Source organism: Nocardia sp. CY15, assembly GCF_009829295.1.
In the GTDB taxonomy this organism is placed as follows: Bacteria; Actinomycetota; Actinomycetes; order Mycobacteriales; family Mycobacteriaceae; genus Nocardia; species Nocardia sputi.
In genome coordinates, this window is record NZ_VUOT01000003.1 from 1 (window position 1) to 12,917 (window position 12,917).

13 protein-coding genes are annotated in these 12,917 nt (G+C 69.1%); 9 read left to right on the forward strand and 4 right to left on the reverse strand.

The features are described from left to right. Nucleotides 1-93 precede the first annotated feature (93 nt). The gene (locus GVY39_RS06705; protein ID WP_159921724.1) at nucleotides 94-1,122 is read right to left on the reverse strand and encodes a beta-ketoacyl-ACP synthase III; all 1,029 of its coding nucleotides are present in this window, start codon (nucleotides 1,120-1,122) and stop codon (nucleotides 94-96) included. Between the two features lie 221 nt (nucleotides 1,123-1,343). On the opposite strand from GVY39_RS06705, the gene GVY39_RS06710 reads away from it, so the two are divergent. The 7 genes from GVY39_RS06710 to GVY39_RS06740 all read left to right on the forward strand — a co-directional run bounded on the left by GVY39_RS06710 (nucleotide 1,344) and on the right by GVY39_RS06740 (nucleotide 6,628). Continuing rightward, entirely contained in the window at nucleotides 1,344-1,616 is a 273-nt protein-coding gene (locus GVY39_RS06710; protein ID WP_159921722.1) for a GlsB/YeaQ/YmgE family stress response membrane protein, read from the forward strand. 102 nt (nucleotides 1,617-1,718) lie between these two features. Beyond that, complete coding sequence (locus GVY39_RS06715) at nucleotides 1,719-2,447, forward strand: phosphatidylserine decarboxylase (protein ID WP_159921720.1); 729 nt, start codon at nucleotides 1,719-1,721, stop codon at nucleotides 2,445-2,447. Next, nucleotides 2,447-3,364, forward strand: coding sequence for a phosphatidylcholine/phosphatidylserine synthase (locus GVY39_RS06720; RefSeq protein WP_159921804.1), 918 nt, complete (start codon nucleotides 2,447-2,449; stop codon nucleotides 3,362-3,364). The genes GVY39_RS06715 and GVY39_RS06720 overlap by 1 nt, the downstream gene beginning before the upstream one ends. 139 nt (nucleotides 3,365-3,503) lie before the next feature. Next, nucleotides 3,504-4,433 carry an RNA polymerase sigma-70 factor gene (locus GVY39_RS06725; protein ID WP_159921718.1) on the forward strand — a complete coding sequence of 310 codons (930 nt, stop codon included), beginning with the start codon at nucleotides 3,504-3,506 and terminating at the stop codon, nucleotides 4,431-4,433. Between the two features lie 80 nt (nucleotides 4,434-4,513). Further along, nucleotides 4,514-5,602, forward strand: coding sequence for an NAD(P)/FAD-dependent oxidoreductase (locus tag GVY39_RS06730; protein ID WP_159921708.1), 1,089 nt, complete (start codon nucleotides 4,514-4,516; stop codon nucleotides 5,600-5,602). Nucleotides 5,603-5,659: 57 nt separating this feature from the next. Continuing rightward, complete coding sequence (locus GVY39_RS06735) at nucleotides 5,660-6,385, forward strand: Clp protease N-terminal domain-containing protein (RefSeq protein WP_159921706.1); 726 nt, start codon at nucleotides 5,660-5,662, stop codon at nucleotides 6,383-6,385. 6 nt (nucleotides 6,386-6,391) lie between these two features. After that, a complete protein-coding gene (locus tag GVY39_RS06740; RefSeq protein ID WP_159921704.1) occupies nucleotides 6,392-6,628 on the forward strand; it encodes a hypothetical protein in 237 nt (78 codons plus the stop codon). Here GVY39_RS06740 and GVY39_RS06745 read toward each other — a convergent pair whose 3' ends face one another. Further along, nucleotides 6,629-7,303, reverse strand: a complete 675-nt coding sequence (locus GVY39_RS06745; protein WP_159921702.1) for a suppressor of fused domain protein — start codon at nucleotides 7,301-7,303, stop codon at nucleotides 6,629-6,631. A 59-nt stretch (nucleotides 7,304-7,362) separates the two neighbouring features. Further along, on the reverse strand, nucleotides 7,363-9,450 hold the full coding sequence (locus GVY39_RS06750) for an NAD(+) synthase (RefSeq protein ID WP_159921700.1): 2,088 nt from the start codon (nucleotides 9,448-9,450) through the stop codon (nucleotides 7,363-7,365). A 160-nt stretch (nucleotides 9,451-9,610) separates the two neighbouring features. Between GVY39_RS06750 and GVY39_RS06755 the strand changes: the two genes are divergently transcribed. Both GVY39_RS06755 and groL read left to right on the forward strand, forming a co-directional pair. Further along, nucleotides 9,611-9,904 carry a hypothetical protein gene (locus GVY39_RS06755; protein ID WP_159921698.1) on the forward strand — a complete coding sequence of 98 codons (294 nt, stop codon included), beginning with the start codon at nucleotides 9,611-9,613 and terminating at the stop codon, nucleotides 9,902-9,904. Nucleotides 9,905-10,127: 223 nt separating this feature from the next. Beyond that, on the forward strand, nucleotides 10,128-11,753 hold the full coding sequence (groL, locus tag GVY39_RS06760; protein ID WP_159921696.1) for a chaperonin GroEL: 1,626 nt from the start codon (nucleotides 10,128-10,130) through the stop codon (nucleotides 11,751-11,753). A gap of 75 nt (nucleotides 11,754-11,828) precedes the next feature. Here the strand turns inward: groL and GVY39_RS06765 are convergent, their stop codons facing one another. Then, a complete protein-coding gene (locus GVY39_RS06765; protein WP_159989284.1) occupies nucleotides 11,829-12,827 on the reverse strand; it encodes an SMP-30/gluconolactonase/LRE family protein in 999 nt (332 codons plus the stop codon). Nucleotides 12,828-12,917: the final 90 nt, after the last annotated feature.

Genomic DNA, 12,917 nt, shown 5'->3' on the forward strand with positions numbered 1-12,917 from the left:
GCCCGCGGCCGGCCCCGCGCCCGCGCCAGCCCCCCCCCAGGCGGTGCCCGCCCCCCCGCCCCGCGACCGGGAGGGCGGAGCTGTTCGCGTGAGCTACTTCCAGTTGGGCAGGTTGACGACCTGGGCCGCGTAGGACAGACCCGCACCGAACGCGATGAGCAGCGCCGTGTCACCCGGCTTCGACTCGCCCTTGCGCAGGAGCCCTTCCATGGCCAGCGGGATCGAGGCGGCGGAGGTGTTGCCCGCCTCCTCGATGTCGTTGGCGAGCGCGCAGTGCTCCGGCAGCTTCAGCACCCGGGCCATGATCTCGATGATCCGGCCGTTGGCCTGGTGCGGGATCATCGCGTCCAGGTCCTCTGGGGACAGACCGGCGCGGTCGATGGCGTCGCGGCACACCTTCTCCAACGAGTGCGCGGCCCACCGGAACACCGCGGTGCCCTCCATGGCCAGATAGGGCCGCACTGCGTCCAAGCCCTTCTCGTCGATCTCGTGGAAGTACTCCATCCAGTCCTTGTCCTGCCGGATGGCGTGATGCTGGGTGCCGTCCGAGCCCCATACGGTGGGGCCGATGCCCGGCTCGTCGGAGGGGCCGACGATCACCGCGCCCGCGCCGTCGGCGAAGAGGAAGGCGGTGGAGCGGTCGGTGGGGTTGACCGTGTTCGTCAGTTTCTCCACACCGATCACGAGCACGTGCGCGGCGGTACCGGCCCGGACCAGATCCGACGCCAGCGCGATCGAGTGACAGAAACCCGCGCAACCGGCCGAGACGTCGAAGGCGGCGGCGCCGTTCATGCCGAGCTCGGTGGCGATGCGCGGGGCAGCGGCCGGGGTCAGCAACAGATGGGTGGAGGTAGCAACGATCACGCAATCGACTTGGTCGACCGCGATGCCCGAAGATTCCAGCGCGCCGCGCGAAGCCGCGACGCTCATACTCTGAATCGTCTCCGATTCGTCGGCGAACCGCCGGGTCTTGATGCCCGATCTGGTCCTGATCCACTCGTCGCTCGAGTTGATCGGACCCGCCACCTCGTCGTTGGTGACCACTCGAGCAGGGCGGTAAACGCCGAGCCCGAGGATCGCCGTGTGCTCTGCCCCGGTGGTCTGGGCGATTCGAGCAGCCATCTGCGTCTCCTATGTACCTGCGGCGGCGCCGCCGGGTGTTCCCCGAAGCATCGAAATCGGTCCCTCATCAGCCACTGTCCATCGGTGGATAGACATGAGGCCTCCTCATATTAGCCCGAAAGTCGCTCATTTGCCGCGCGTATTTCGACAATCGGTGGGTATCTCCCCCGACGCACGCCACCGCTGCACGAGGCGTGGCCCAACTAGGATGCGAGGACACCATGCTCGGTCTCGGGATTATCGGATGGATCATCATCGGCGGTCTCGCCGGATGGATCGCCAGCAAGATCATGAAGACGGACGCGCAGCAGGGCATTCTGCTGAATATCGTCGTCGGGGTGATCGGTGGCCTGCTCGGTGGGTTCCTGCTGAGGCTGTTCGGAGTCGATGTCGAGGGCGCCGGACTCTGGTTCAGCTTCTTCACCTGCCTGGGTGGCGCGATCATCTTGCTGTTCCTGGTTCGGCTGGTCATGGGCTCTCGCGTCAGGTCCTGACCTCGCGTGCCACAGGCTCCCTTCCCGTAAGGTGTGAACGCTTGCGCCGGTCCTATCGTTGAGGGGCGCAATCCGTCTGCATCGAGCACGAAAGAGGAGCCTGTGGCCCGCCGTCCCACCCCGCCCGGCACGCCTGAACGAACCGGAGTCGGCCACGTCGTCGATCTGGTCCGCAATGCGATCCCTCCGTTGCATCCCGCCGGGCTTCCGTTCGTCGCCGCACCCATCGCGGTCGCCGTGGTCGGCGGCAAGCGCAAGTGGGTGCGGCGTACGGGCTTGTTCGCCGCGGCTGCCTGCGCGACGTTCTTCCGCCACCCGCATCGCGTGCCGCCGAACCGGCCTGGCGTCGTGGTGGCCCCCGCCGACGGCGAGATCGCCTTGGTCGACACCGCCGCTCCCCCCGCCGAGCTGGGTCTCGGCGATCAACCGCTGCCCCGGGTCAGCATCTTCTTGTCCGTGCTCGACGTCCACGTGCAGCGGACGCCGGTTTCCGGCACAGTGCGAACCGTGCTGCACCAGCCCGGTCAGTTCCGTTCCGCGGACCTGCCCGAGGCGAGCTCGGTGAACGAGCGCAACAGCATGGTCCTGGAGACCCCGGAGGGCGAACGGATCGTCGTGGTGCAGATCGCCGGGCTGCTCGCGCGCCGCATCGTCTGCGACGCCCAGGTCGGTGACGTGCTCACCATCGCCGACACCTATGGACTGATCCGCTTCGGCTCGCGGGTCGACACGTACTTCCCGCCCGGCACCGAACTGCTCGTACAGCCCGGCCAGCGCACCATCGGCGGCGAGACCGTGCTCGCCGTGCTCGGCTCACCCGCTGACGCGTGATGGAGGCGGCGGTACCCACCCAGCGGCGCAGGCGGCGAAGCATCCGGCTGCTGCCCAGCATCGTCACCATCCTGGCGCTGTGTTCCGGGCTGTCGGCGGTGAAGTTCGGCCTCGACGGCAAGCTCGGTATCGCGCTGGCCATGATCGGCGCGGCAGCGGTGCTGGACACCCTCGACGGCAGACTGGCCAGGATGCTCGACGCCACCACGAAGATGGGCGCCGAGCTGGATTCGCTGTCGGACGCCATCTCCTTCGGCGTCGCGCCCGCGCTTGTGCTGTATGTGACCCTGCTCAGCAGCAACAGCGTGGGATGGATCGTCGCACTGCTGTTCGCGGTCAGCATCGTGCTGCGCCTGGCCCGGTTCAACACTTTGATGGACGACGACACCCGGCCGGACTGGGCGCGGGAGTACTTCGTCGGCGTGCCCGCTCCGGCGGGCGCGCTCATCGCGATGGTGCCGGTCGCGCTGCTCGTGCAGTTCGGTGACGGCTGGTGGGTCGGCTTCTACGAGGTCGCGGCGTGGACGGTGTTCGCGGCCGCGCTGTGCGTCAGCACCATCCCGACGCTGGCCATGAAGTCGGTCTCGGTGGCCCCGCAGGCCGCGGCCGGGCTGCTGGTGCTGGTCGCGCTCGCCGCGGCGGCGCTGGTCACCTATCCGATCGTGCTGCTGCTGGTGCTGGTCGCGCTGTATCTGGGGCACATCCCCTTCGCCTGGCATTCCCAGCGCTGGGTGGCCGCGCGCCCGGAGACCTGGACCCACAAGCCCGCCGAGCGGCGTGCGCAACGACGGGCGAACCGGCGGCTGCCCGCGATCCGGCGTCCGGCCATTCGTGGCTCCTCGGCTCGTCTGCGCCTGCGCCGACCTGGTGCGAAGCAACGCCAGAACGGCCACCCACCGCCGGGAACCGGCATCTAGCGGGTAACAATTGAATTCGTGAGCACATGGGTGACTCATCGGGTACGCCCAGAGCTGAGCGGCACCGAACGCGGGAGCTGCACGCGAATCTCGCGGCAGTGACCGGCACGGCCTGAATACTCGGGGAGGCGGGACAGCGATGGAGCCGGACGGGCTGCGGGAATTCGAAGAGCATCGGCCGCGGCTGTTCGCGCTCGCCTATCGAATGCTCGGCGCGGCGGGTGAGGCCGAGGACGCGGTGCAGGAGACCTATCTGCGCTGGGACGGCGCCGACCGCGGCAATATCCGCTCCGCCGAGGCGTGGTTGACCACCGTGCTGGTGAATATCTGTCGTACCTGGCTGGTTTCGGCGCGGGCCAGGCGGGAGAGCTACGTCGGCCCATGGCTGCCGGAGCCGGTGCCGACCGCGCGCGGTGAACTCGGTCCGCTGGAGACCGTCGAAGAGCGCGAACTGGTCTCCCTCGCGCTGCTGACCGCGCTGGAGCGGCTGACCCCGATCGAGCGCGCCGTCTTCGTGCTGCGCGAGGCATTCGGGTACGCGCACCGCGAGATCGCCGACATGCTCGACGTGACCGAGACCAACTCCCAGCAGATCTTCCGCCGGGCGGGCCTGCGCGTGCGAGAAGGCAAGGCGCGCTTCGATATTTCGGCCGAGCATGCCCGCGAACTGGTCGAACGGTTCACGAAGGCGGCACGCGAAGGTGATGTCGAGTCGCTGGAGCGGTTGCTCGCCGCCCACGTGAGCGCGACGGCCGACGGCGGCGGCAAGATCAACGCGGCACGGCGCCCGGTGCACGGCGCGAACAATGTGGCGCGCTACCTGGCGGGCCTGTTGCGCTGGGAGGTGCCGGGAATGCGGCTGCTGGTGGAAGAGGTCAACGGCGCGCCCGCCGTGGTCGCGCGCGTGGACGGCGCGCCACTGCTCGTGATGGGCATCGATGTGGCCGACGGCGTGGTCACCGCGCTGCGGTTGATCGTCAATCCGGACAAATTGTCCTACTTCGCCGAGTCGAGCGGGCCGGATGGCGGCGTCGGCGCGCTGCCCGACCGGCGCCACCACCGGCTGTGACGCGCTTCACCGCCGGGGTTGTCAGGATCGGGGGGCCTGTCCGGTCTGAAGGGTGATGGCCGATCGAAAGGAGCCACATCATGACCGGACAGCATCGGATCGTTGTTCTCGGCGCGGGGTACGCGGGGTTGGCGGCGGCACGCAGGCTCGCTCGCACGGCGCGGGGCGCGCGGATCACCGTGGTGGACGCTCACGAGTCGTTCGTCGAGCGAGTACGACTGCACCAGCAGGCGGCAGGGCAACGGATTTCCTCGTGGGATCTGCGGGAAGCGCTGGAAAGCAAGAAGATCGGTTTCGTGCGCGCCATGGCGACGGACATCGACACGGCTGCGAAGCGCGTGGTGCTCGACGTGGCACCCGCCCTCGACTACGACATCCTAATCTACGCTCTCGGCAGCGTCGCCGATGCCGAGAGCGTCCCCGGCGTGGCGGAGCACGCGTATTCGGTCGCGACGCAAGAAGACGTGCACGCGCTGTCGGCTGTCCGCGGACCCGTGGCGATCGTCGGGGCCGGGGCGACGGGGATCGAACTGGCGGCGGAACTGGCCGAGTCGCACCCGGGGACCAAGGTGCTGTTGCTCGGCTCGGAGGAACCGGGCGCCTGGCTCTCGGCGCGGGCGCAGGCGCACATCAGGCGGACCTTGGAACGTCTGGGGGTCGAGATCCGGTCCGGCGCCAAGGTGATCGAGGTTTCGCCCGAGGGGCCGCGCTTGGCGGACGGTTCGCTGGTCGAGGCCGCTACCACTGTGTGGACCACCGGTTTTCGCGTGCCCGCCCTCGCCGCGCGCGCCGGCTTGGCGGTGGATTCCGACGGCCGGGTGCTGACCGACGTCACCCTGCGTCCGGTGTCGCACCCGGACATCTACGCGGCGGGGGACGCGGCCGTCATCGCGGGACCGGGCGGGCGTGACCTGCGCATGGCCTGTGCTACGGCCCTGCCCACCGGCAAGCACGCGGCCGACGCCGCCGTCGCCCGGATGCGCGGCCGCGAGCCTGCGCCGCTGCGGTTCCGCTATGTGCTGCAGTGCATCAGCCTCGGGCGGCGCGACGCGGTAGTCCAGGCCGTGCACGCCGACGACACTCCTGCCCGGATCGTGCTGACCGGACGGACGGGCGCATGGGTGAAGGAGCGGATCGTGCGCAGCGCGGTCTGGGCTGCCAGACCCTGAGGCGGCAATCGTCAACTACTGGTTGACGACGCGCTGTCGTCAACCTATGGTTGACGCATGACCTCACAATTCCGCCTCGACGATTTGATCGAAGGCATCAAGAAAGCCCGCCCCGACAACGTGCTCGAGCAGCTGTCCGACGCCGTCGTCGTGGCCAATCACCTCGACGAGGTGGCCGACCACTTGATCGGCCACTTCGTGGACCAAGCCCGTCGCTCCGGCGCCTCGTGGACCGACATCGGCGCGAGCATGGGCGTCAGCAAACAGGCCGCGCAGAAGCGGTTCGTGCCCAAAGCGCCCGATCCGGCCGCCGCCTCGGCCATGGACCCGAACGCGGGCTTCGCGCGGTTCACCCCGCGGGCGCGCGCGGTCGTGATGGCGGCGCAGGAGGCCGCGCGCACCGCGGGCAACAAGGAGATCGCGCTCGGGCACGTGGTGCTGGGACTGCTCACGGAACCGGAGGGACTCGCGGTGCACGAGCTCGTCCACCAGGGCGTCTCCCTCGATGTGCTGTCCGCCGCGGCGTCGGCGTCCCTGCCGCCGAGCGAGGGGGAGGTCCCCACGCTCATCCCGTTCGGCCCGGACGCCAAGAAAGTACTCGAGCTCACCTTCCGCGAGGCGCTTCGCCTCGGGCACAACTACATCGGCACCGAGCACGTCCTGCTCGCGCTGCTGGAACAGGAGAACGGCGCCGGTCTGCTCAGCGATCTCGGCGTCGACAAGGCCAGGGCCGAGACGCATTTGGGCGAGCTGCTCGCGACGTTCACCTCCGGGCAATCCTGATCCCCGATGAGCGGCGGGAAGCTCCGCGCGGGGATCGTACTCGCTGTCACGGTGGCCCTACTGGTGATCACCGAGTCTTCGCGAGCGGATTCCGGTCACCGAATACGCAACGCCGTCAACGGGATGCGTGGCGCGCACAGCGCACGGGTGCGCCGTCGCCGGGCGCTGCGCACCCGAGGAGCGTGGAGCGCCGGGCCGCCCCGGCGCGCTCCGGTCGAACGACGGATGATGCACGCGGCTTGATCACCCTCGCCCCGCCAGGCCGCCTCCCCAGCGCGGCCATCGAGCTTGCGGCTTCGGCTCGGTGATCAAAGGCTCGCGGTGGATATCGGTGACGTACAGGGGAAGCCGCGGTTGGAGTTCGGCGAGCAGGGAAAGGGCGCGCCCACCTTGCGCGGCTCGGTATTCCCGCATGGTCAGCCCGACGATCTGCAAGAACAGGACGCGGCCGTGCGGGGTGTGGATGCTGCCCAGTTCCGGGTCGACCGCGAAGCAGACGGCGTGATTGGTGCAGTCGGCACGTCCCGCCGCGATCGGCCCGTTCGCTTTGATGGTGTGTCCGGGCTCGAACCACTTGCCCGACTGGAAGACGTAGCGGGCGAGGTTCTGCACGAAGTTCGTCGGCCACACCGGCGGTTCGGTCTCGTCGGGCCTGCGTGCCAAGCGGAAGGTGAACTCAAAGCCCCACCCCGACTCCGCCGGGTTGTCCCATTCCTTCTCGTACAGCTCGGTCATGCCGTAGCTGATGTAGTGCCAGTGCGGCACCGGTTCGGTGCGGGCGTAGGCGCTGATCCCGTCGAGCGGGTCGGACCCGCCGAGAGACCACGGTTGGTCGGACGCCCAGTGGAAGGGCTCGATATCGCCGTACAGCGGCCGCAACGCCTCATCGATGGCATCCCAGCCGGGTTTTTCACTCACCCAGCCACCATAGGCAGGGCGCATCCGGCCGACGCCGGGGCGTCGAACGCTTCGCCGGGTCAGGCGTCCGGCACGTTGCGGGCGAGCTCCTCCAGCCAGGCCGCCGCCGAGGCGTCGCTCGGCGCTCGCCAATCGCCGCGCGGCGAGAGCGAACCGCCGGAGCCGACCTTGGGCGCGTTCGGCAGCGTCGAGCGCTTGAACTGGCTGGTCTGCACGAAGCGCAGCAAGAACTCGCCCAGCCACTGCTTGATCGTGGCGAGGTCGTAGGCGTTGCGCTGGTCGGCGGGGACGAGATCGGGCCAGCGGCCGGTCGCGGGATCGGACCAGGCGTGCCTGGCCAGGTAGGCGACGCGACTGGGCCGGTAGCCGAAGCGCAGCACGTAGTAGAGGTGGAAGTCCTGCAACTCGTACGGGCCGACCGTAGCCTCGGAACTCTGGGCCGGCGCGGAGGAGTCGGCATGCGGGATCAGCTCGGGGGAGATCTCGGTGCGCAGGATCGACGACAGCACGGCACCCGCTTCGGGCCCGAGCTGATCGGTGTCCACCGCCCAGGCGATCAGGTACTTGATCAGGGTCTTGGGTACCGAGGCGTTCACGCTGTAGTGCGCCATGTGGTCCCCGACGCCGAAGGTGCACCAGCCGAGCGCGAGTTCGCTCAGGTCCCCGGTGCCGACGACGAGCGCGCCGTGCATGTTGGCCAGCCGGAACAGATGCGAGGTCCGCTCGCCCGCCTGCACGTTCTCGTAGGTGATGTCGTACTGCGGCGTCCCGTCGGCCGCGGGGTGGCCGAGGTCGCGCAGCATCTGCGTGGCCGAGGGCCGGATGTCGATCTCGCGTGCCGTGACGCCGAGGGCGGCCATCAGGCGGTGCGCGTCGGTCCTGGTCCTGGTGCTGGTCGCGAATCCGGGCATGGTGTAGGCCAAGACGTTCGCCCGCGGCAGGCCGAGCCGGTCCATCGTCTTGGCCGCCACGATCAGCGCCTGGGTGGAGTCCAATCCGCCGGATACTCCGATTACCACGCGCTCGAGGCCGGTGGAGCGCAACCGCGTGCTCAGGCCCTCGACCTGAATGTGGTGCACCTCGGCGCAGCGCTCGTTGCGTACGGCCGGGTCGGCGGGGACGTAGGGGAAGCGCTCGATCTCGCGGCGCAGTGTGACCGGCTCCTCGGGGACCGGCAGCCGCACGTCGATGCGTCGCATCGTGACCAGCCGGTCGCGGTGGTCGTGCACGTTGTCGGCGAAGGCTGTGGTGCGCAGGCGATCCGCGGCGAGGCGGCGCAAGTCCAGGTCGGCGGTGACCAGCTGGGGATGATCGGCGAACCGCTCGCCCTCCGCGAGCAGATCGCCGTTCTCGCAGATCACCGCCTGCCCGTCCCAGGCGAGGTCGGTGGTGGACTCGCCGGTCCCGGCGGCGGAATACAGATACGCGGCGAGGTAGCGCGCCGAATGGGAGGTGCACAGCGACCGGCGGTAGTCCGCCTTCCCGATCACGATATTGCTCGCGGACAGGTTGACCAGCACGGTCGCACCGGCCAGCGCGGCGAAGCCGCTCGGCGGCAACGGAACCCACCCGTCCTCGCAGATCTCCAGATGGAAGACGAAGTCCTCCAGGTTGGTCGCGCGGAACAGCAGATCGGAGCCGAACGGCGCTCGATGCCCGGCGACGGTGATGTGATCCTCCAGCGCTTCCCGCGCCGCAGCGAACTGGCGCTTCTCGTAGAACTCGCGATAGTTCGGCAGGTAGCTCTTCGGCGCGACGCCGAGCACGAGGCCCCGGCAGATCGCGATCGCGCAGTTGAACAACCTGCCTTGGGCCCGTACCGGGGCGCCCACCACGAGAACCGTGTCGAGGTCCGTGCTGGCCGCGACGAGCCTGGCGAGCGCCGCTTCGACCGCCGCGTCCAGCGCGTCCTGGTGGAACAGGTCGTCGGCGGTGTAGGAGGACAAGCCCAGCTCGGGGAACACCGTCAGCACGGCGCCCGCGGACGCGGCCTGGGCGGCCAGTTCCACGGTCTGCTCCACGTTGTAGGCGGGGTCGGCCACCCGTACCCGGGGTACCGCGACCGCCACCCGCGCGAATCCGTGGCGGTACAGCGAATCGAACGGCAGGGCGGTCACCGGCTCCCCTCTCGGGATCGGGTTGATCATGGTCGCACCCGGAATCTACGCCGCCACGGCCGTGCGGGCGCGGCGTCCGAATGCCGAAGGTCACCGGGGCGGCGTTCTGAACTGCGCTTTCGCCGTCGGCGCCGGAACGGGCGAATCGTAGGTCGGGCAGAGGCGAACCGCTGGCGGCTAAGCTATAGCAATGGCGGATGAAACGGATTCCGACCTAATAGCGGGGGAACGGCGCGCAGATCTGCTGCGCGCGCTTTCGTATGTGTCCACCGAGTCCCAACCGGACGGCAGCTACGTGGTGAACGGCGACCTGCCGCCCGACGTCGCGCCGCCCTTCATCCGCGCCATCATGCGCGTGGAGGCGGAGTTGCTGCTGCACGACGCCGAGCTCGTCACCGTCGAGGGCGGGGAGCCCCGCACGCCCGAGGAACGCCGCACCGACGCCTTCGTCGCGCTGGTCCTGCGCGTCGACGACCGGTATTGACCGGCGCGGCGGCGCCGGGGACCTTGCACTCGCCACCCTCGAGTGCTAAAAATGCTTTTGGCACTCTCGACCTGTGAGTGCCAGGTCGGGACGGTGAGACCGGGTTCCATCGACACCCTCGGTCGTCCGTCGCGGGCACCGAACCTGGCCAGCGTAACTGGGGCGACCCAACCAGCGGTCGTCCTGTGTGTCAGCCATACACATGGAGGATCTCAACAACGCCATGGCCAAGACAATTGCGTATGACGAAGAGGCCCGCCGCGGCCTCGAGCGGGGTCTCAACAGCCTCGCCGACGCGGTCAAGGTGACGCTGGGCCCCAAGGGTCGCAACGTTGTCCTGGAGAAGAAGTGGGGCGCTCCCACGATCACCAACGATGGTGTGTCCATCGCCAAGGAGATCGAGCTGGAGGACCCGTACGAGAAGATCGGCGCCGAGCTGGTCAAGGAAGTCGCCAAGAAGACCGACGACGTCGCGGGCGACGGCACCACCACCGCCACCGTGCTCGCCCAGGCGCTGGTGCGCGAGGGTCTGCGCAACGTCGCGGCCGGCGCGAACCCGCTGGGCCTGAAGCGGGGCATCGAGAAGGCCGTCGAGGCCGTCACCGCCAAGCTGCTCGACACCGCCAAGGAGATCGACACCAAGGAGCAGATCGCTGCTACCGCGGGCATCTCGGCGGGCGACTCGTCCATCGGTGAGCTGATCGCCGAGGCCATGGACAAGGTCGGCAAGGAAGGCGTCATCACCGTCGAGGAGAGCAACACCTTCGGCCTCCAGCTGGAGCTGACCGAGGGTATGCGCTTCGACAAGGGCTACATCTCCGGTTACTTCGTCACCGACCCGGAGCGTCAGGAAGCGGTCCTCGAGGACCCGTACATCCTGCTGGTCGGCTCCAAGGTCTCCACCGTCAAGGACCTGCTGCCGCTGCTGGAGAAGGTCATCCAGGCGGGCAAGCCGCTGCTGATCATCGCCGAGGACGTCGAGGGCGAGGCCCTGTCGACCCTGGTCGTGAACAAGATCCGCGGCACCTTCAAGTCCGTCGCCGTCAAGGCGCCCGGCTTCGGCGACCGCCGTAAGGCGCAGCTGGCCGACATCGGCATCCTGACCGGTGGCGAGGTCATCACCGAAGAGGTCGGTCTCTCGCTGGAGAACGCCGGTCTCGAGCTGCTCGGTCAGGCGCGCAAGGTCGTCGTCACCAAGGACGAGACCACCATCGTCGAGGGCGCGGGTGACCCGGAGGCCATCAAGGGCCGGGTCGCGCAGATCCGCACCGAGATCGAGAACTCCGACTCGGACTACGACCGCGAGAAGCTGCAGGAGCGCTTGGCCAAGCTGGCCGGCGGTGTCGCGGTGATCAAGGCGGGCGCGGCCACCGAGGTGGAGCTCAAGGAGCGCAAGCACCGCATCGAGGACGCCGTCCGCAACGCGAAGGCCGCCGTCGAGGAGGGCATCGTCGCCGGTGGTGGCGTCGCCCTGCTGCAGTCGGCTCCGGCGCTGGACGAGCTGAAGCTCACCGGTGACGAGGCCACCGGCGCGAACATCGTCCGGGTCGCGCTGTCGGCTCCGCTGAAGCAGATCGCGTTCAACGCGGGCCTCGAGCCCGGCGTCGTCGCCGAGAAGGTCTCCAACCTGCCCGCGGGTCACGGCCTGAACGCCGACTCGGGCGAGTACGAGGACCTGCTGGCCGCCGGCGTCGCCGACCCGGTCAAGGTCACCCGCTCGGCGCTGCAGAACGCGGCCTCGATCGCGGCCCTGTTCCTGACCACGGAGGCCGTCGTCGCCGACAAGCCGGAGAAGGCCGCCGCTCCCGCCGGCGACCCGACCGGTGGCATGGGCGGCATGGACTTCTGAGTCCGGCCACCCGGCAGCACATTTCGAACCGGAAGCCGGCCCACCGCGAGGTGGGCCGGCTTCCGGCGTTTCCGCTCAGATCCCGTCGAGGGTGACGACGGCGAACGGCGTCTGCGGGCTGCCTGGCCCCATCGGACCGCCCTTGTCGAATTGGGAGGAGACGATCAGGGTGCGGTCACCGGCGCGGGCCAGAGTCGTAGGGATGGAAAGCGCTTCGTCGGTGCGCTGCTGCGCCAGCGCCGCGGTGGCGCCGTCGTCGGAGACGCTCCAGCGGCTGATGGTGTTGGTCGTGTTGTGCGCTGCCCACAGCGTGCCGTCGCGCAGTTCGAGGCCGTCGCCCTGCCGGAGATCACCGCCCCGAAGGGTGACTTCGCTGATCGCGCTCGCTTGCGGAGTCAACGCGATGCGGTAGAGGTCGCCGCGCGGCATGTCGACCGTGAGCAGATAGCGGCCCGCCGGATCGACGACGATGCCGTTCAGGCTGAAGGCGCCCGGTTCGATCGGCGGCAGAGCGGAGCGCAGGTCGAACCGCGGGGTCAGTTCGCCGCGCCCGCCCTGTGCTCTGGCAGCGGCGAGTTGGTCGGGGGTGACGCTGTAGACGACCGCTCGGATGCTGTCGGTCAGATACGCGGTGCCGTCCGGGGCGATGGCGAGATCGTTCACGAAGCGCGGGTCGGGGCCGGGCACGGTGAAGTCGGCCAGCAGCGCGCGAGTCGCGAGGTCGTAGACCGCGACTCCCGTGGTCGAGTCGGTGACCCAGAGCCGGCCCGCCGCGTCGACTTCCAAGCCGTTGGCGGTTTTGTGATCGTTGGCGCCTTCGGGCAGGAAGACCTCGGCTCGACGGGTGTTCGGAGTCGCGCGGTAGACCGCCCCGGTGGTGTAGGAGCCGACGTAGCTGTCGCCGGTGCGCTCGTCCACCGCGATGCCCTCCGGGTAGACATGCTCGCCCGGCAGTGCGTAGGCGGTGTGGACGGCGGTGGCGGGCGCGTCGCTCGCGCCGCAGGCCACAAGCGTGACGCAGGCGCTCGCGGACGCCAGGCTCGACAGCAGGCGGCGGGACAGGGCGTGGGACATCGGTCTACCTCTTCGAGTCAGGGCGATCGAATCGACTTACATCGTTCTATGTCATAGAACATAAGTTAGAACTCTAATATCAGTCAAGGG